We start from the raw sequence: 17,817 nt of genomic DNA on the forward strand, positions 1-17,817 counted from the left end.
GCTGATTTAGCGTCACAAATTTGATTCTGGAAGAGGTAAAAGTCAGAAAGTTGAAATTTTCTGTCGGGGATATTCGCTCATGCTTTCGGCACGCCTTCCCAAGACATGGGAACCGGGTTAAAGTCGCGACAACAATCGGCAAAAGACCGATCACGACACAACGGGTGTAGCAGACCCACAGTCCATATTGGCGCTGAGAAAGAGGCAAAGAGCATGACACAAAAGAAAATTCTGCGCTTAACCACAGTTTTAGGCTGTGCGTTGTTTTTGTCCGCCTGCGAAGAGGGCAGCAATTTCAATTTGTTCCAAAACAACGGTTCTTCCTCTGAGCAAGCAACCCCAACCAGCACACGACTCGTAGAGCGAGATGTAGAATCTCCAGAAGTCTTTCAGGTAAATGAAAACGGCCTATGGGACGGGCGTCCGTCACTTGGTGGCGTTTGGGTGGCACACCCGACTGCAACGGACCCTGAGCGTGTCATCATTCGCAATCCTTCAAATGGCAACTTTGTGATTGGCGCCCTTTTCCGTCGTGAAGTCGAGACACCTGGACCTGCGCTGCAAGTGTCATCAGACGCTGCTGAAGCTTTAGGAATATTAGCTGGGCAGCCGACAAACCTTAGCGTGACTGCATTGCGCCGTGAAGAGATACCAGAGGTCACAGAGAATGCTGAAACGCAACCAGCCATTGAAGCCGTTGAAAATCTGGATGAAACCCCGCTTGATCCGGTAGCAACGGCCACTGCCGCATTGGATGCAGTTGATGCCCCTACTCCGCCCCCTCAGCCTATTGCAGCACCGGTCACATCGTCCCTCAACAAGCCACACATTCAAATCGGTATCTTCAGTGTTGAAGATAACGCAGACGCTACAGCCACCAGTATGCGCATTGCGGGCATGACACCAACAGTTCATCAGCACACGATCAATGGTCGCCCGTTCTGGCGTGTAACCGTTGGCCCTGCAGCATCTGAATCTGAACGCGCTTCTTTGCTGACTAAAATTCAAGATCTCGGGTTTGATGACGCTTATTTCGTCACCAACTAAAAGAGGCTGAAACCGCTGGTCAAGTTTGGTTGGGTTTTAGGCTTGTTCCACTTGACGATCTGCGTTTTACACCGCCAGATCAAAAAACCACTCAGTGGCGCGGTTGTCGCCAACAACATCGATACAAAGGGACCCTTTGATGCTGCATCGCTTGATCCTCCAAACTGTTACAGCTTGTGTTTTTGTAATCTGCGCCCTGCCGACCCATGCATTTGATACACGGGCAACTGCGGCTTATGTCATAGATGTTACCAACGACACAGTATTGATGGAAAAGAATGCCCAAGTCGCATTACCCCCTGCGTCGATGTCGAAACTCATGACGATCAACATGCTATATGAGGCATTGCGCGATGGCAGGGTTGCACTTGAGACACGGATGAACGTGTCAACACGGGCCGAAGCGATGACTGGCTCATCTATGTTTTTAACGACACGAGATCGCCCAACAGTTGAGGAACTGCTGCAAGGGATTATTGTGCAATCCGGCAATGATGCGTGTGTTGTTGTCGCTGAAGGGTTGGGTGGCACCGAACAAGCGTTTGCCGAAATGATGACAAATCGCGCAAACGCATTGGGCATGTATAACTCAAGCTTTGCCAATGCTTCTGGCTGGCCTGCCCCCGCGCAACGTATGAGTATGGAAGATTTGGGTTTACTCGCAACGCGCCTGATCAACGAATTTCCTGAATACTATCACTACTTCAGCCAGCAACGTTTTGAATTTGATGGGCGCGTCCCACAAAACCACAACAATCGTAACCCATTGCTACGGTTAAACATCGGCGCAGATGGCCTAAAAACGGGCCATACCAGCGAAGCAGGTTACGGCCTTGTGGGATCTGCGCGCCAGGGTAACCGCCGTATCGTCTTTGTTATAACCGGTCTGCAAAGCGAGTTAGAACGCGCCGAAGAAGCAGAGCGCATTGTAAATTGGGCATTTCGCCAATTTTCCCAACGCCAAATCGCAGATGAAGGTGTCGAACTGGCGCGTGCAGACGTGTGGCTCGGCGCGGAACGTGACGTTGCTGTGGTCACGCCCGAAGCTTTGACAATGTTGCTTCCGGCCAGTGTGCAAGGCGGCGTTTCCGGCGAGGTTGTGTTTCAATCCCCTATCGTCGCGCCAATTACTGCAGGGCAAACAATTGCGGATTTCGTCGTAGCACGTGACGGGTTACCAGATGTAAGCTACCCTTTGGTTGCAGCAAACGCTGTGGACGCAGGTGGTTTTGTCACGCGCGTTCTGACCAGCGCGCGCGTTCTGATCAATCGCGTTCAAAACACGGATGAAACAGCACCCGAGGCCGTGAATTGATGCAAGATGGTCTATTTATTACGTTCGAAGGGATCGATGGGTCCGGAAAATCAACGCAGGCCTGCCGCTTGGCTGATGCTTTGCGCGCCGAAGGGCGTGAAGTCGTCCTAACCCGTGAACCTGGCGGCTCTAAAGGGGCCGAAGAAATACGTCGACTGGTATTAGAGGGCGACAAAGATCGGTGGTCTGCTGAAACCGAGATATTGCTATTCACGGCTGCACGGCGCGATCACCTTGAAAAGACGATTGAACCCGCATTGAATGAGGGCAAAATAGTTATTTCAGATCGCTTTGCCGATTCAACACGCATGTATCAAGGTATTTCTCGCGGCGATTTGCGCCTAACAGTAGATGAGTTGCACCGCATGATGATCGGACGTGAACCTCATCTTACCGTATTAATTGATATGGATCCAAGCGAAGGCCTTTCTCGTGCCCTGGGACGGCAAGGAACCGAAGAACGATTTGAAAGCTTTGGCGTTGAGATGCAGCAGAAAATGCGTGCGGGCTTTTTGGAGCTGGCTGAAGAATTTTCAAACCGGTTTCTGGTAATCAACGGCACGCAATCGCTCGAAGATGTTGCAAAAGATGTCTTTGCAGCGGTCAAAGGGCGGATGGAATGAACACCGACCTCGCCCCCGAAGCGGATTGTGTCACCGGGGCGCCGCATCCGCGTGAGACGCAATATCTGATGGGACATGCGGCGGAAGAGGCCGCATTTTTAGACGCCTATAACTCTGGTCGTTTACACCACGCATGGATGATCACAGGTCCGCGCGGCATTGGTAAGGCGACATTGGCCTGGAAAATTGCCCGATTTCTATTGACCCAACCTATGGGCAGCGACGCCGGATTGTTTGGTGAGGCCCCCGCCCCAACTGATTTAAGCACCGACCCGGACCACCCCGTTTCCCATCGCGTCAACGCGTTGTCTGAACCGCGCCTCTATTTACTGAGGCGTCCATGGGACAAGGACAAAGATCGCCATAAGCAAGACATCACCGTTGATGAGGTGCGTGGCCTAAAAGGGTTTTTTGCCATGTCAGCGGCCGACGGCGGGCGGCGTGTTGTCATTGTTGATAGCGTCGATGAAATGAATCCATCCGCCGCCAACGCTTTGCTCAAGGTTCTGGAAGAACCGCCCAAAGACACGACGCTTTTACTCATCGGTCATCAGCCATCACGATTGCTACCAACGATCAAATCCCGTTGTCGCACTCTACGGCTATCCCCTTTAACACCTGAGGACATGGGCGCCGCTTTGTCTGGTGCAGGTGCTGCGCCGACAGATCACGCCTCTGCCTTGGCGGCCCTCACGTCCGGTTCGGTGGGCGATGCATTGCGGTTGATGACCCTCTCCGGCTTAGAAACCTATCAACAAATCGTTCTATTGTTTAGCGCATTGCCTAAACTGGACCGCCAACATTTGACCGCATTGGCAGAGTCTGTAACCGGAAAAGGCACAGCAGAACGCTATGATCTTCTGTTGGGGCTCGTTGACTTGTTCCTCGCCCGGATCGCCAAAACAGGTGCAATGGGTCAGCCCCAGATGCCCGAGGCCGCCGAAGGCGAAGCCAACCTCATGATGCGCCTTGCGCCAAACCCACAAGCTGGCCGCGCGTGGGCAGAGCTACAGCAATCTCTTGGCGCGCGCGTACGCCACGGGAAATCAGTCAACCTTGACCCCGCCGCGTTGATCCTTGATATGGGATTAAAGATAGATGAGACGGCGGCCAAATGGGCCGCGCGATAGCACAGGTTCCCCATGAACGCCCCTGAAATTACCGATAGCCATTGCCACCTAGACTTCCCTGATTTTGACGGTGAATTGCCCGATATCATCACGCGTGCCGCTGAGGCCGGCGTGACACGCATGGTAACCATTTGCACCAAATTGCGCCTGCTGCCGCAGGTTCAGGCACTTGCTGAAACATATGATCCGATCTTTTTCGCGGCTGGCACACACCCGATGAGTGCCGCGGATGAACCTCTGGCCACAGTCGATGAACTAATCGCTCTTGCCCAACACCCAAAATTTGTTGGAATTGGCGAAACCGGGCTTGATTATCACTATACCGCCGACAGCAAAGACATACAAAAAGAAAGCCTGCGTGTTCACATCAGTGCTGCGCGCGAAACTGGATTGCCGTTGATCATTCACTCCCGCGCGGCAGATGACGATATGGCGCGAATATTGGCGGAAGAACATGCCAACGGGGCATATTCCTGTGTTATGCACTGTTTCTCATCCTCTGCTGAGCTGGCCAAAGCAGCGCTGGATTTGGGGTTTTATCTGTCGATGTCTGGTATTACCGCGTTTCCCAAAAGTCAGGAACTTCGGGATATTTTTGCAGTAGCCCCTGTTGACCGGATTTTGGTTGAGACCGACGCGCCCTATCTTGCGCCGCCGCCCTATCGCGGTAAACGTAATGAACCCGCCTACTCCGCCCATACAGCGCGTAAAGGGGCAGAGGTTTTCGGTCTGGACTATGTTGATTTTGCAGCGCAAACTCAGGCAAATTTCGATCGGCTCTTTTCCAAAGTTGCCGCCTATACAAAGGCAGACTAATGGCAGTTTTACGCTTCACTATCCTTGGATGTGGCTCCTCCGGTGGGGTGCCGCGTATTGGGGGCAATTGGGGCGACTGCGATCCGGATAATCCAAAAAACCGTCGCAGACGGTGTTCTATGCTTGTTGAGCGTGTTGAAAACGAAGGCACAACATCGGTTTTAATCGATACATCCCCCGATATGCGCGAACAATTGCTGTCGGCAGATGTATCACGCCTTGATGCGGTGGTTTACACACACTCTCATGCTGACCATGTGCACGGTCTGGATGACCTGCGCCAAGTCGTGTTCAATATGAAATCACGCATTCCTGTTTGGGCGGATGGGCCAACACAGAATGACCTTTTGTCCCGGTTTGGCTATGCCTTTGCACAGCCAGAAGGGTCCCCCTATCCGCCAATACTGGAATTGCATACCATCATTAACGGTGACATCACGATTGATGGACCCGGGGGTGAGATCACTCTAACACCATTCAAAGTGGCGCATGGTTCAATTGACTCCCTTGGCTTTCGCATCCATTCGCTCGCCTATCTACCTGATGTTTCAGAGATTTACGACGATGCTTGGCTTGCCCTGAAGGGACTTGATGTTTTTGTGCTTGATGCCTTGCGCCGCACACCACATCCGACACACGCCCATCTAGAGCGCGCGCTGGAATGGATCAAACGCGCTGCTCCAAAACGCGGTGTTTTGACCAATATGCACATTGATCTAGATTACGACACGGTGGCGCTGGAAACACCTGATCACATCACCCCGGCCTTTGACGGGATGACCATAGAAATACCTGTTTGATATGCAGGCATTGATTGATGTTATCCTACCGGTATTCATCACAATCGGTTTTGGTTACATCGCAGTTTACAAGGGCTTTTTCAAAACCGACTATGTCGACGGATTGATGAAGTTCACCCAGAACTTTGCTATTCCAGCCCTGCTGTTTCGAGCAATCTCAACGCTAGACCTTGGGCAGAATTTTAATCCGGGCCTACTGATAAGCTATTATTCCGGCGCGATAATATGCTTTTTGGTCGGAATTTACGGCGCTCGCTATCTGTTTCAACGCGATTGGGAAGACGCTATTGTAATTGGGTTTTGCTGCCTGTTTTCCAACACCGTCCTTTTGGGACTGCCGATAACCGAACGCGCCTTTGGGACCGACGCCCTCGCGAGTAACTACGCCATCATCGCGATCCACGCCCCATTTTGCTACGGGGTTGGCATTACAGTGATGGAGGTTGTCCGCAATCGTGGAAGCAACCTCGTTACGAAAGCAAAATCCGTTCTCAACGCGATGTTTCACAATGCTTTGGTTTTGGCGATCGCCGCAGGGCTTTTCGTCAATTTATCAGGGCTTTATATACCGGTCACCCTAACCGACGCGCTTGATCTTCTGGCGCGTGCCGGGTTACCTGCAGCTTTGTTTGGGTTGGGTGGCGTATTGGTTCGCTATCGACCCGAGGGCGATTTGCGCGCGATATTTTTTGTTTGTTTTGTCGCGCTTTTCGTTCAGCCTTTCATAACTCTGGTACTCGGAAATCATTTTGAATTATCTGACCAAGCGTTACGATCCGCGATCATTACGGCGGCGATGGCACCAGGGATCAATGGGTACATTTTTGCGAATATGTATGGGCGGGCGCAACGTGTTGCGGCCTCATCCGTGTTGTTTGCAACAGGTGCAACCATTCTGACAGCTTGGGGTTGGCTAAGCCTGCTGCCATAGAAAAGGGCGCCTCTGCGCCCCAATTCATTGATCAATTCCGCCTTATGGGCGAATGCCAATTTTCTGCATCAACGGCAGCACCTGCCCCATGTCGGGTCCGTGGCTTTGACCGGTTAACGCTTTGCGCAGTGGCATAAACAAACCACGACCTTTGCGTCCTGTTTCGGCTTTCACCGCCTTTGTCCATTCCGACCAAGTGCTGTCGGTGAAGGGCATAGCTGGCAACATTGACATGGCTGTTGCTACAAATTCGGTGTCTTCCTCTTCGATCACCGGCTCGGCCCCCTCAGACAGCATGCTCCACCAACCATTTAGATCGTCTAGAACCGTAATATTCTGGCTCACGGCAGACCAGAATTTTTTAGCGATATCAGACGGAACGCCAATTTCGCTGATACGATCCGCAACGTCTTCAAACGGCAAAGCCTGATTGACACGTGCTGTCAGGGGAAAGACATCTTCGATGTCAAATTTGGTTGGAGCGGAGCCGAAATGTGTGAGTTCAAAGCCTTCGGCCAACTCATCCATCGTGCTGCGCAATTCCATGTTATCGGAGGAGCCAATCCGCGCCATCAAGGACAACAGCGCCATGGGTTGAACACCGCGTTCACGCAGGTCGCGCAACGCCAATGTTCCAAGCCGTTTGGACAAAGCTTCGCCCTGGGGACCGGTCAACAAAGAATGGTGCGCAAAGGATGGAACTGTTCCGCCAAGCGCCTGAATAATTTGGATTTGTGTCGCTGTATTGGTGACATGGTCCGAACCACGCACAACATAAGACACACCAAAATCGACGTCATCACACACAGAGGCAGGCGTATACAGGAACTGCCCATCGCCGCGGATCAAAACAGGGTCAGATACAGAGGCCGCGTCAATCGAAAGATCGCCCAGAATTCCATCGGTCCATTCGATGCGTTCGAGGTCCAGCTTAAACCGCCAGTGACCGTTGCCGCGTTCTGCGCGCAGAGCTTCTTTTTCAGCGTCAGATAGGGCCAAAGCCGCACGGTCATAAACAGGGGGTTTTCCCATGTTCAACTGTTTCTTGCGTTTCAGGTCCAGCTCTGTAGGTGTTTCAAAACATTCATAAAGTCGGCCTGCATCGCGGAGTTCTTGCGCCGCTGCCTGGTAGCGTTCCAGACGATCAGATTGGCGTTCAACGCGGTCCCAAGTAATGCCCAGCCATTCGAGATCTTCTTTGATCCCGTCGACATATTCTTCTTTTGAACGCTCTGGATCGGTATCATCCAAACGCAAGATGAATTGCCCGCCAGCTTTGCGTGCGATCAGGTGGTTAAACAGCGCGGTGCGCAGGTTGCCAACATGCAGATAGCCAGTGGGGCTTGGGGCGAAACGGGTTACGACGGTCATCGGGGTCTCCTTGTTGGCGACCATGTCTCATAGACCGTACCGAATGTCCAGAAAATCAGATAAAAAACGACGTATGACATCTGTGCACAAAGTGTATGACAAACGTATGACTCTTGTGCATACGATTTGCGCATCATGTTCAGAGAAAGAACAAAAACAACCACCCGCAAAACGGATGGCTGTATAGATTATTTAACACTGCTGTAAGAATTCAGTTCGCCATAAATTCTGGCAGGCTGATCGCGCCATCACGGCTGACGTCGAGTTCGGCGAACTCTTCGGTTAGCTCATACGAAATTTCAGCCATCAACGCGCTGCTGCAGTCTGGGGTCAATTGCGCGGTAAAGGTGGTCAGTTCGGCATCGTTGGTCAATGCGGCGTTAAATTCGTCCTGGGTCACGCGCAGGTCGTTGTTTGCGTCAAGTTCGTTGAATTCGTTCTGCGCTTCTGACTGCATCGCGCTCCAGACTTCGTCAAAGTTTAAAACGCCATCGCCATTGCCATCCATTTCACCAAAGAACGCTGTCAGTTCATTTGAAAAATCATCATCGACCATCGCGGCGTCTTGGGCCTCAAGCCGTTCAAAATCGGCGTGGCAGATCGCAGGGATATCATCATGCTCCTCCTCTTCATCCATCACGTCGGCCATGAGAAACGCGTCAAATTCGGCACGTGTGACTGTACCATCATTGTTTGCATCCGCTTCGGTGAACATTTCGCGAATATCTTCGCTCGCCGTCGCGGTGCTGAGAGTGACAGCGTTCAGTGACACGCCAAGGCCCAGCACAATCGCGGTTGCCAAAGCGCCTGCACGAAGAGTTCCTGTTGATTTTGCCATTGCTACAATTCCTTTGTGTTTTGGGTCATTGGCACCGCCCAACTCACGCGTCACAAGGTCCCGGACAATTGCACTCATCGGTTGGTCGCGTTCTTGGCCCAGCTTGGCCAATTCAGCCTTAAGCTCTGGTGAGAGGCGCACTTCGATGGTTTCTGTCTTTTTGCTCATGATGCGGTCGTCTTTCGGCTGTGGTGCCATGGAATTGAAATGTGGCCCCAATGGTCGATGGTCAAAGAAATTGATGCCCTGACAATGGGGTTTTCGTGTCCGGACATCAAGGTTTGCAAGGAAATATGGGCGAATTCACGCGTAAGAGATGATTTCAATTTCGATGTCATCCGGCGCATTAAAGTAAAACCGTTTACCCGGTTCATAGTCACCATGATTATTTGGAGTAAAGCCAAGCGCCTTGACCCGTTCCTCTGTAGCGTCAACGTCATCCACCACAACGCCGATGTGATTCATTGCGCCCGGGGTTTCATAGGTGTTGGATAAACGTCCCGCCCCACCGCGCGAATACACCGCGATATAGCTGGTATCGCCGCCGACGTGATAGGTGGTGCCGTTGTTCTTGGCCTCCCCCTGCCAACGGATTTGCCAATCAAACAGGTTGCACAGTAGGTCGGCTGTCGCTTTAGGGTCGGTGACGGTGATGTTTACGTGTTCAACAAAGGGCTGCATCTGGGGGATCCTTTTTGGTGATTCAGTCTTGATATCCTCTTTGTAATTTCTCAAGTTAACTTGAGATCAAGGAGTTTTTTCATGGCTGAAACAGCAATGCTCGCGATTGGAACAATCGCGGCGCGCACGGGATTGGCGGTGTCGGCGGTCCGCTACTATGAAGAAGAACGACTGGTATTTCCGGTGCGTGCCGCAAGCGGGCACAGACATTTTCGACGATCTGACATCAGACGGCTGAGCTTTGTAAGGATTGCACAACAGCTGGGGTTTTCGATTGCCGATATTCGCGAGCAATTGCGTGGATTACCCGAAGAACGCACCCCAACCAAGCGCGATTGGGAAAAGATCAGCACGGGGTTTCGCCGCATTCTGGATGAACGGATCACCGCAATGGAGGTTCTGCGCGATAAACTGGACGGCTGTATTGGGTGCGGTTGTTTATCGTTGGATAAATGCCGGCTTTACAACCCTGATGACGCAGCCCACGCCAAAGGCAGTGGGCCACGGTATTTGATGGGGGATCGCCCTGAAACTTAGCTGTTGTCGCGCCAGCGGTTCACGATGGGATAGCGACGGTCCAACCAAAACGCACGTGGCGTGAGACGCGCGCCGGGGGCAGATTGGAACCGCTTATATTCGCTGATGTACATGAGGTGTTCGACCTTTTTCACCACATCGCGATCAAAACCTTCGACCACCAGATCAGCAACCGATTTTTCATCGTCAACCAACCCTGTCAGGATCGCATCCAAAACTGGATAATCCGGCAGGCTATCGCTGTCTTTTTGATCCGGGCGCAATTCGGCTGAGGGCGGTTTATCAATGATCGCAACTGGGATCACTTCGCCAGCTGGCGCCGCCATCCACGGGCGGTGGTTTGCATTACGCCAGCGACATTGTTCAAATACCCGCGTTTTATAGAGGTCTTTGATCGGGTTATATCCGCCCGACATATCGCCGTAGATTGTGGCATAGCCCACTGCGACCTCAGATTTATTGCCAGTGGTCAGCAGCATTTCCCCGAATTTATTGCTCATGGCCATTAACAAAAGACCACGCAGGCGGGATTGGATGTTTTCCTCGGCCAAACCTTCGTCATGTCCAGCAAACAGATCAGACAGGGTGTTGGTAATCGCGTCGCGGCCTTCTTTGATCGGGACAAAATCGTAATGGCAACCCAAGCGATTTGCGCAGTCTTTGGCGTCCTCAAGTGACCCTTGGGACGTGTATTCAGACGGTAGCATCACACAACGCACATTTTCCGAGCCAAGTGCATCAGCGGCAATGGTTGCCACAATCGCAGAGTCGATCCCGCCGGACATTCCCAACAGCACCTTTTTAAAACCGGTTTTACCCATGTAATCACGTAGAGATTCCACCATGCAGCGGTAGTCTTGTTCCCACTCATCCGGCAACGTCGCGAGATCCGCTTTTTCCGCGCGCCATCCATCATCTGTGCGCAGAAAGTCAACATGTGTGATTGCTTCGTCAAACACTGGCATTTGCAGAGCGAGTTCACCACCCGGATTTAGGATAAAGCTGCCGCCATCAAACACCTGATCATCCTGACCACCTACCATGTTGAGGTAAATCAGTGGCAATTCCGTTTCCACAACGCGCGCGACCATATGGGCCATGCGCACATCCATTTTATTGCGGAAATAAGGCGACCCGTTGGGAACGAGCAGAAATTCAGCCCCCGTCTCTGCCAAGGTCTCTGCGACGTCTTCGTGCCAGCTGTCTTCGCAAATCGGGGACCCAATGCGCGTGTTGTTCACGCTATAGGGGCCACCCAACGGGCCAGCATCAAAAATGCGCACCTCGTCAAATACGGTTTCATTGGGCAGGTGGTGTTTTAAAACGCGGCTGCTGATTTTGCCGCCTTTCAGAATGAAATAAGCATTATAGAGCTTTCCATCCTGTACATGCGGACCACCAATGCCCAGCGCGGGGCCATCGGCACAGTCCAAGGCGAGTTGTTCGATCTCAGCCCGTGCGGCCTGCTGAAACGCAGGTTTCATCACCAAATCTTGGGTGTTGTAGCCTGTGATAAACATCTCGGTCAGGGCGACCATATCACTGCCGGCGTCTTTGCCTTCAGCCCAAGCCGCGCGCGCTTTGGCAGCATTTTCTGATAAGGCCCCGACAGTGGGATTAAGCTGCGCCAAGGTCAGGCGAAATCTATCGGTCATACGACCCCCCTAAATCTTTACGCCCCTGTCTTAGCAGGAATAGCGCGGAGGGAAACCCAAATGACGCAACACTCCGGGCCACACCCGCCATAAATCGCGGTAAAATCATTTGTCAGCCCAAGTTTACGACATTAGGATCACATAAGACTTCTGGCAATTTGGCGCATGGGGAACGCGCCGATCGGCCAGACCACTCAATGCTAAGCGATGGGGATACTCGTGACGAAAACGACCAAAAAAGGCCAAACCGGATTGAAACGCTCAAACGGTTTGATGGCACCGCTTGCCCTGTCTATGGGATTTTTGGTTTTCACAGCGTCTACGCTACCCGCGCAAGATACAATAACTGATGCCTTAGGTGGCGTTTACGAGGGTGAGCTTGATGACGGTATTCGCCACGGCATTGGCACTTATCGGCTGGAAAATGGATACGAATATTCTGGTGAATGGCAAAACGGCGTTATTGCCGGTGAAGGGATTGCGCGTTTTATCAATGGCGCGGTGTATCAAGGCAACTTTGCAGCAGGCAAACCCGATGGTCTAGGTCATATCACCTTTCCCGATGGATCAACCTACGAGGGGGAGTGGGTTGCAGGTGTTATTCAAGGAATAGGTAAAACCGTAGACACCCGTGGCACCTTTTATGAGGGTAGCTTTGAAAACGGTGAACGCCATGGTCAGGGCACCTTACGCGGGATCGATGGTTACAGCTATGAGGGCGGCTGGGATATGGGCCAGCGTTCTGGCATGGCACATATTGTGTTTGCCGATGGATCGACCTTTGAGGGCCTGATGGCGGAAAACAGACGTAATGGTCCGGGGTCTTTGATCAGTTCTGACGGAATGCGTTACGAAGGCGAATGGCAGAACGACCAGATGCATGGCGCCGGGGTGCTAAGCCTACCCAATGGCGATATTTATGACGGTGGTTTTGATGATGGGGCACGACATGGCGCTGGGCTGATCCGATATGCGAATGGTGACATCTACGAAGGTGACTTTGAGATGGATCAACGTCACGGAACAGGCACACTCACCCGGACAGATGGCTACCGCTATGAGGGTGATTGGTTCGGTGGGCAGATCGAAGGAACTGGCGAAGTGACCTATCCTGATGGCGCGGTGTATCGTGGCGCGTTTATTGATAACGTCGCCCATGGGCAGGGTGACATCACCTATGCTTCCGGTGCGCAATACAGCGGCGACTGGAAAGATGGCGTGATCGAAGGAGAAGGCAGCGCGACCTATGCCTCAGGGGCGCAATACCAAGGTCAATTTGTAAATGCCTTACAAGAAGGCCAAGGGCGTATGTCCTATCCCGACGGTTTTAACTACGAAGGGGCATGGCGCGCGGGCCAACGTACTGGCGAAGGCGTCAGTGCCTTTCCTGATGGGAGCCTTTATCGGGGGGAGCATCTAAATGGCCGCCTGCACGGCACAGGTACATTCGTCGCAGCAGATGGGTTTCGCTACGAAGGAAGCTGGGTTAACGGCAAAATCAACGGCGAAGGTCAGGCTGATTATACGAACGGCGACGTGTATGTCGGCAGTTTTGTAGAGGGCCAGCGCGAAGGACAAGGCACCCTTACCTATGCCAATGGAGACCGCATCTCAGGCCAATGGGAAAATGGCGCGCTGGTTGGGGAAGCGGTAGATAGCAATTGAGCTAGCGTCTGCTCATCTTACGATTGTGGCAGTTCCTTTAATTACGTATCAGAATGCCATAGGCGATTCTCACTTCGGTTTGACTAAAATTACTTCGGAAGGACAGACCTCGATGGAAACTTCTTTCACCACCACTACCACAGCACAAAGCTGGCAGTTCGTCCCTGCGAACGCCTTCGTTGGAGTAATTCTCACCGTATTATTTATCTACCTCTTTTTCCGCCATCTAATGGTTGTATTCGTGGTTTGGGATTTGATCATCGGTTGGCTTCGGAAATTTCGCTGGTTTCCAAAGGAAGGCCAGCGTTTAAAAGCGCTTATGCATTGGGTCATTGCTATAGTTTTAGTCGTCGGATTTTTGATAATTTCCAACTCAATGGGCTGGATAACCGTTGTCCCCACCCCATGACGTCAAACCCTAAGAGACTCGTTTTTACAAGCCTTCGGGGGCACTGTAGTTAGCATATATGCTTAGAGTTCCAACTGGCCTGATCTAATCGCCAGCGCAATTGCCTGTTCTCGCGTAGAGGCCCCAAGCTTGCGACGGGCGGACTTGGTGTGGCTACGAACAGTGATTTCAGCGATCCTCATTTTCCAGGCAATCGCATCATTGCGCAACCCCGCCGCGAGATATCGCAAGACATCCTTTTCTCGCGAGGTGAGAGCGTTTTCAAAAAAGGGCGTGGCCCCTGCGCTATTGACATCACTCGGGGCAAAGACAACGGATGAAATCAAGCCACACAGCAGTTTCTGTTCCAGCATTCGATGCGCGCGCTCTGTCTCGTATGAAAATGCCAATCCTTTAAATGTGCTCGGCTTATCTGTCGCAAATGCGTAGAAATCTATTGTATGATAACCCCATTGCACGATTTGATCGCTCAAATCATCTGCTTGCTTACTATCATCTGTAAATGTCTGCACGCGGCCGTTCACCATTCTCGAAAGTTGGTCGCCGCGGTGTGCGGATAAGACAAGCGGATCAAGATCTAGGAACGATTGACTAAAGTAATCTTCCAACCATTCTGGGTTCATTGAACTGCGCGCCCAAAGGAGCGCACCTGTGCCACGATCCACTTCTATAACATTCAGTGCATTTCCACCGCTTTGTTCGACGAGCTTTACAGAACTCAGCCACGCGTCATCCGGATCATCAGCAGAAAGAAGGGCATCCGCAGCATCTATAAGATGGTTCAGTGATTGAGAGGGTTTATGCTTCATATTCCCTCTGAGTTCTGTGTCGTTTCACCTTTATACATCATAAGACACGTTACCCATAAAGACGGCAGTAACGCAACAATATGCATTATCAGGATAAAAGCGCCTTAGCTTACACTTGGATCACCAACACCTTGCCGCGCTTCGCGCCTCCTGAACATTGGTCATACGTCTCGGTTCAAGATAAAGGAGAGATACGGTAATCAGTCAGTACGTTTATTGATTTTCCGTTTTTGAAAACCGGTCTTTGAAGGCTCAAACCCTGCGTTTTCATAAAATATGAGTGTTGATTGTTTTTGGCTGCCTGTCATCAGCATGACTTTGTAGCAGTTGTTTTTCCATGCCTGTTCCGTCGCGGCGTTCAGAACCAATGTGCCCAGACCGCGCCCACGGTATTCATTGTGTGTGACAACATTTTCGATCAAGCCGTAAGGCGCCCCGCCCCGCGTCAAATTCGGGATAACCACAAGAACGCACGATGCTACCAGCACGCCATCCACGTCGCACAGCACAATGTCACTGCCGGCGTTTTGCAGCAGGTTTTCAAACGAAACCTGCGCCAAATCAGGTGGGCACCGTTCATCACCCGGGTTTAGGTGTTGATAGAGATCTAATAGCGCCTCAAGATCGCTTGGGTTCGCGGAACGAATGGTCGGGGCATGTGTCACCTGCACAATTTTTGGTTTATCCGTCATCCGGCCCGACCATTCCGCTGATAAGGTTGGCGCGATTCAGGCGATCCTCAAATGTGCCGCGATGGTCGGGGATGGTCTCAACATACGCCATCAAAGCGCGATGATGCGTGCGGGTCCGTGTGACCGCCTCAGACGCAGAAACTTCGGTAAACCGAAATGTATCGCCCACTCTGCCCTGCACCAATCGGTGTTGATCGGGGGTCGTAACACGTGCAATTTTGGGATAGCCGCCAGTGGTTTGGTGGTCAGCAAGCAAAATCAAAGGATCACCATGCCCTGGCACCTGAACGGCGCCACGCAACAGCGCCTCGGACGGGATAGACAAAGCCCCCTCAACCGACAGTGTCCCCCCCGCAAGGCGCATACCCATGCGGTCATATTCAGCGGTGATTTTGTAAGGCATTGTGAGCAACCGTTGCAAGGCATCAGCATCAAACAGGTGGTCTTGGGGGCCGAGGGTGATGTTCAGACTGTCTTTGAACCGCGCAAATTCAGGGATTGGCAAGGTCGCGATCCATTCCCGGCGCACTTCGGGATCAGTTATGCTAATCACATCGTCAGACTGGTACGCCGCACCACATAACCCTGATCCAATAAGGGTGGATTGGCTATTCAACCACGACGCCCCTTCGATCTGACCAGCAAAACCAAGATAACCCCAACTGCCACTGTTGCCCGCACGAATACGCAGTGTCGTTCCAGGATTCACAGTAAAAACAGACCAGCTTGGCTGCGCTACACCATCGAGCTCAACAATGAAATCGCCACCAATAAATCCAGCCGTGACCGGAGCGTCTTGGCAAGTAAGCGTGATCCCACCAAGCGACACTTCGATCGCGGAGAAATCGTCTTCTCCCTCAAGCGCTGCGCGTAGAATAGCAAAAGCCTGTGGGTCCATCGGCCCGGCCCCCGTAACCCCAAAACGCATTAAGCCACTGCGGCCCCGATCCTGAAGGGAAACAAAAGGGCCAACAGCATCGATGTGAAACTTCGTGCTCATCGTTTGACCTCATCCAAAGACACACGTTTGAAACGCAAATGATCCCCGACATTAATCGGAAATGGGTTGTCTTCGGTCGCGCGAAGCATCTGAAAATCAGTATGCCCAATGCGCCACCATCCCGTTGGCATTTTCACCGTCGTCACGAGGCACTGCGGCCCAGCGATAATGACGCTGCCCGCCGGGACATCGCGCACGGGCGCGGTTTTACGTGGGATTTGCAGGGTTTCTGGCACCCCAGCCATGTAGGCGTATCCCGGCGCAAACCCATACATATAGGTCTTATAATCGCCAGAAAGGTGGGCGTTGATGACGGCCTCAACACTCAGGCCCGTTAACTTTGCCACCTCAGATAGGTCTGGCGCGACTTCGGGGTCATAACACACAGGTACGTCCCACGTTTTTTTGGTCTGACGATCAGTGTGATCCATAGACAGCGCCTTTAGGGCAGCGGTCAGTTCATCGTGGTCCGTGATCAATGGGTCAAAGATAATCTGAAGCGCTGCATAAGACGGAATAGTTTCACGCAACCCTTTGATTTTCGACGCCGAAATCGCCCGATCCATCGCGAGAACCTGCCCGTGCGTTATTGGGTCAATATCATCCCCAAAACGCAACATGAGGCCTGTATCGCCAACAATATGATATCTTGGGTCGCTCATGTCCGGCCACCACCGAAGGCGCGGATTGTAACGCCATCTGACTCTAACGCTTCGCGCAGGGATTTGGCCGTTTCATAGGCGTTGGGGCCATCACCATGAATACAAATAGATTGCGCGTTCAATGGGATCGGGGCACCGCCTACTGTGGGCATCAACCCGCTCTCAAGAAACCCAAGCAACCGCGACACAGCCTGTTGCACATCATGGATCATCGCGCCGTCAGCGCCGCGCGGCACCAATTGCCCCTGCGGTGTGTATCCCCGATCAGCAAAGATTTCGGAACAAGCCGTCAGCCCATGATCCCGCGCTGCATGTTCTAATTCAGTCTCTGACACCGCAAGCATCACCGCATCAGGCCCCATCACCGCCTTCACCGCGCGGCAAATCGCATCCGACGCTTCGCGGTTGCCCGCAGCCCAATTGTTCAGCATCCCATGGGGTTTCACATAATCGACAGGTACACCGACAAGTGCGGCCATGCCCATCAACGCCCCAATTTGGGAGGCTACCAAATTTTCCACCTCTTCCATGGTCAGAGGAATCAATCGACGTCCAAACCCTTCGCGATCAGCAAAACCGGGATGCGCGCCAACAGCCACGCCATTTTCACGCGCCAAGAGCAATGTTTTGCGCATTGTCGTTGGATCACTCGCATGACCACCGCAGGCAATATTCGCGCTGGTGACAACCTGCATCATACCCACATCATCACCAAGGGACCAAGGGCCAAACCCTTCGCCAAGGTCGGCGTTTAAATCAATTTGTTTCATAGCGGCACGTTAGGCCTGACCACAGTAAAGCGCAATCATTTGCCCAGATAAATTCAGTGCTTTTTA

Annotated in this window: 19 protein-coding genes; 10 read left to right on the forward strand and 9 right to left on the reverse strand. The window is 52.3% G+C overall.

From position 1 onward, the window contains the following. Window positions 1–213 precede the first annotated feature (213 nt). From G9C99_RS03335 to G9C99_RS03365, 7 genes are all read left to right on the forward strand, one after another. Window positions 214–1,047: an SPOR domain-containing protein gene (locus G9C99_RS03335; protein WP_166416010.1), complete on the forward strand. Its 834-nt coding sequence runs from the start codon at window positions 214–216 to the stop codon at window positions 1,045–1,047. A 136-nt stretch (window positions 1,048–1,183) separates the two neighbouring features. Continuing rightward, a complete protein-coding gene (locus tag G9C99_RS03340; RefSeq protein ID WP_407925997.1) occupies window positions 1,184–2,362 on the forward strand; it encodes a D-alanyl-D-alanine carboxypeptidase family protein in 1,179 nt (392 codons plus the stop codon). Continuing rightward, entirely contained in the window at window positions 2,362–2,985 is a 624-nt protein-coding gene (tmk, locus tag G9C99_RS03345; protein ID WP_166416012.1) for a dTMP kinase, read from the forward strand. Before G9C99_RS03340 ends, tmk begins: the two co-directional genes overlap by 1 nt. Further along, window positions 2,982–4,115 (forward strand): DNA polymerase III subunit delta', encoded by a 1,134-nt coding sequence (locus G9C99_RS03350; RefSeq protein WP_166416013.1) that lies wholly within the window; start codon window positions 2,982–2,984, stop codon window positions 4,113–4,115. The genes tmk and G9C99_RS03350 overlap by 4 nt, the downstream gene beginning before the upstream one ends. Before the next feature lie 12 nt (window positions 4,116–4,127). Further along, window positions 4,128–4,931, forward strand: coding sequence for a TatD family hydrolase (locus G9C99_RS03355; RefSeq protein ID WP_166416014.1), 804 nt, complete (start codon window positions 4,128–4,130; stop codon window positions 4,929–4,931). After that, window positions 4,931–5,731, forward strand: a complete 801-nt coding sequence (locus G9C99_RS03360) for an MBL fold metallo-hydrolase (protein ID WP_166416015.1) — start codon at window positions 4,931–4,933, stop codon at window positions 5,729–5,731. The genes G9C99_RS03355 and G9C99_RS03360 overlap by 1 nt, the downstream gene beginning before the upstream one ends. 1 nt (window position 5,732) lies before the next feature. After that, window positions 5,733–6,662 carry an AEC family transporter gene (locus G9C99_RS03365; protein WP_166416016.1) on the forward strand — a complete coding sequence of 310 codons (930 nt, stop codon included), beginning with the start codon at window positions 5,733–5,735 and terminating at the stop codon, window positions 6,660–6,662. A 42-nt stretch (window positions 6,663–6,704) separates the two neighbouring features. On the opposite strand, the gene gltX is transcribed toward G9C99_RS03365, so the two are convergent. The 3 genes from gltX to G9C99_RS03380 all read right to left on the reverse strand — a co-directional run bounded on the left by gltX (window position 6,705) and on the right by G9C99_RS03380 (window position 9,552). Then, window positions 6,705–8,033, reverse strand: coding sequence for a glutamate--tRNA ligase (gene gltX, locus G9C99_RS03370; RefSeq protein WP_166416017.1), 1,329 nt, complete (start codon window positions 8,031–8,033; stop codon window positions 6,705–6,707). Window positions 8,034–8,244: 211 nt separating this feature from the next. Next, window positions 8,245–9,039 carry an EF-hand domain-containing protein gene (locus G9C99_RS03375; RefSeq protein ID WP_166416018.1) on the reverse strand — a complete coding sequence of 265 codons (795 nt, stop codon included), beginning with the start codon at window positions 9,037–9,039 and terminating at the stop codon, window positions 8,245–8,247. 135 nt (window positions 9,040–9,174) lie between these two features. Further along, window positions 9,175–9,552 (reverse strand): VOC family protein, encoded by a 378-nt coding sequence (locus G9C99_RS03380; protein ID WP_166416019.1) that lies wholly within the window; start codon window positions 9,550–9,552, stop codon window positions 9,175–9,177. Window positions 9,553–9,633: 81 nt separating this feature from the next. On the opposite strand from G9C99_RS03380, the gene soxR reads away from it, so the two are divergent. Next, window positions 9,634–10,089: a redox-sensitive transcriptional activator SoxR gene (gene soxR / locus G9C99_RS03385; RefSeq protein ID WP_166416020.1), complete on the forward strand. Its 456-nt coding sequence runs from the start codon at window positions 9,634–9,636 to the stop codon at window positions 10,087–10,089. On the opposite strand, the gene G9C99_RS03390 is transcribed toward soxR, so the two are convergent. Then, a complete protein-coding gene (locus G9C99_RS03390; protein WP_166416021.1) occupies window positions 10,086–11,744 on the reverse strand; it encodes an NAD+ synthase in 1,659 nt (552 codons plus the stop codon). The genes soxR and G9C99_RS03390 overlap by 4 nt on opposite strands. 219 nt (window positions 11,745–11,963) lie before the next feature. Here G9C99_RS03390 and G9C99_RS03395 point away from each other — a divergent pair, with 219 nt between their 5' ends. Then, entirely contained in the window at window positions 11,964–13,409 is a 1,446-nt protein-coding gene (locus G9C99_RS03395; protein ID WP_166416022.1) for an MORN repeat-containing protein, read from the forward strand. Window positions 13,410–13,521: 112 nt separating this feature from the next. Further along, complete coding sequence (locus tag G9C99_RS03400) at window positions 13,522–13,818, forward strand: hypothetical protein (protein ID WP_166416023.1); 297 nt, start codon at window positions 13,522–13,524, stop codon at window positions 13,816–13,818. A gap of 62 nt (window positions 13,819–13,880) precedes the next feature. On the opposite strand, the gene G9C99_RS03405 is transcribed toward G9C99_RS03400, so the two are convergent. From G9C99_RS03405 to G9C99_RS03425, 5 genes are all read right to left on the reverse strand, one after another. Then, window positions 13,881–14,627, reverse strand: coding sequence for a helix-turn-helix transcriptional regulator (locus G9C99_RS03405; RefSeq protein WP_166416024.1), 747 nt, complete (start codon window positions 14,625–14,627; stop codon window positions 13,881–13,883). 200 nt (window positions 14,628–14,827) lie between these two features. Continuing rightward, window positions 14,828–15,319, reverse strand: a complete 492-nt coding sequence (locus tag G9C99_RS03410; RefSeq protein WP_166416025.1) for a GNAT family N-acetyltransferase — start codon at window positions 15,317–15,319, stop codon at window positions 14,828–14,830. Continuing rightward, complete coding sequence (locus G9C99_RS03415) at window positions 15,309–16,319, reverse strand: 5-oxoprolinase subunit C family protein (protein WP_166416026.1); 1,011 nt, start codon at window positions 16,317–16,319, stop codon at window positions 15,309–15,311. The genes G9C99_RS03410 and G9C99_RS03415 overlap by 11 nt, the downstream gene beginning before the upstream one ends. After that, window positions 16,316–16,981 (reverse strand): 5-oxoprolinase subunit B family protein, encoded by a 666-nt coding sequence (locus G9C99_RS03420; protein ID WP_166416027.1) that lies wholly within the window; start codon window positions 16,979–16,981, stop codon window positions 16,316–16,318. Before G9C99_RS03420 ends, G9C99_RS03415 begins: the two co-directional genes overlap by 4 nt. Beyond that, window positions 16,978–17,751, reverse strand: a complete 774-nt coding sequence (locus tag G9C99_RS03425) for a LamB/YcsF family protein (protein ID WP_166416028.1) — start codon at window positions 17,749–17,751, stop codon at window positions 16,978–16,980. Before G9C99_RS03425 ends, G9C99_RS03420 begins: the two co-directional genes overlap by 4 nt. Between the last annotated feature and the right edge of the window lie 66 nt (window positions 17,752–17,817).

It is taken from the genome of Cochlodiniinecator piscidefendens (genome assembly GCF_011326755.1).
GTDB lineage: Bacteria > Pseudomonadota > Alphaproteobacteria > Rhodobacterales > Rhodobacteraceae > Cochlodiniinecator > Cochlodiniinecator piscidefendens.

What these genes read in the sequence shown, in the direction of transcription:
- G9C99_RS03335 (WP_166416010.1), top strand. Translation starts at nt 214, where the DNA reads ATGACACAAAAGAAAATTCTGCGCTTAACCACAGTTTTAGGCTGTGCG.
- tmk (WP_166416012.1), top strand. Translation starts at nt 2,362, where the DNA reads ATGCAAGATGGTCTATTTATTACGTTCGAAGGGATCGATGGGTCCGGA.
- G9C99_RS03350 (WP_166416013.1), top strand. Translation starts at nt 2,982, where the DNA reads ATGAACACCGACCTCGCCCCCGAAGCGGATTGTGTCACCGGGGCGCCG.
- G9C99_RS03355 (WP_166416014.1), top strand. Translation starts at nt 4,128, where the DNA reads ATGAACGCCCCTGAAATTACCGATAGCCATTGCCACCTAGACTTCCCT.
- G9C99_RS03360 (WP_166416015.1), top strand. Translation starts at nt 4,931, where the DNA reads ATGGCAGTTTTACGCTTCACTATCCTTGGATGTGGCTCCTCCGGTGGG.
- G9C99_RS03365 (WP_166416016.1), top strand. Translation starts at nt 5,733, where the DNA reads ATGCAGGCATTGATTGATGTTATCCTACCGGTATTCATCACAATCGGT.
- gltX (WP_166416017.1), bottom strand. Translation starts at nt 8,033, where the DNA reads ATGACCGTCGTAACCCGTTTCGCCCCAAGCCCCACTGGCTATCTGCAT.
- G9C99_RS03375 (WP_166416018.1), bottom strand. Translation starts at nt 9,039, where the DNA reads ATGAGCAAAAAGACAGAAACCATCGAAGTGCGCCTCTCACCAGAGCTT.
- G9C99_RS03380 (WP_166416019.1), bottom strand. Translation starts at nt 9,552, where the DNA reads ATGCAGCCCTTTGTTGAACACGTAAACATCACCGTCACCGACCCTAAA.
- soxR (WP_166416020.1), top strand. Translation starts at nt 9,634, where the DNA reads ATGGCTGAAACAGCAATGCTCGCGATTGGAACAATCGCGGCGCGCACG.
- G9C99_RS03390 (WP_166416021.1), bottom strand. Translation starts at nt 11,744, where the DNA reads ATGACCGATAGATTTCGCCTGACCTTGGCGCAGCTTAATCCCACTGTC.
- G9C99_RS03400 (WP_166416023.1), top strand. Translation starts at nt 13,522, where the DNA reads ATGGAAACTTCTTTCACCACCACTACCACAGCACAAAGCTGGCAGTTC.
- G9C99_RS03405 (WP_166416024.1), bottom strand. Translation starts at nt 14,627, where the DNA reads ATGAAGCATAAACCCTCTCAATCACTGAACCATCTTATAGATGCTGCG.
- G9C99_RS03410 (WP_166416025.1), bottom strand. Translation starts at nt 15,319, where the DNA reads ATGACGGATAAACCAAAAATTGTGCAGGTGACACATGCCCCGACCATT.
- G9C99_RS03415 (WP_166416026.1), bottom strand. Translation starts at nt 16,319, where the DNA reads ATGAGCACGAAGTTTCACATCGATGCTGTTGGCCCTTTTGTTTCCCTT.
- G9C99_RS03420 (WP_166416027.1), bottom strand. Translation starts at nt 16,981, where the DNA reads ATGAGCGACCCAAGATATCATATTGTTGGCGATACAGGCCTCATGTTG.
- G9C99_RS03425 (WP_166416028.1), bottom strand. Translation starts at nt 17,751, where the DNA reads ATGAAACAAATTGATTTAAACGCCGACCTTGGCGAAGGGTTTGGCCCT.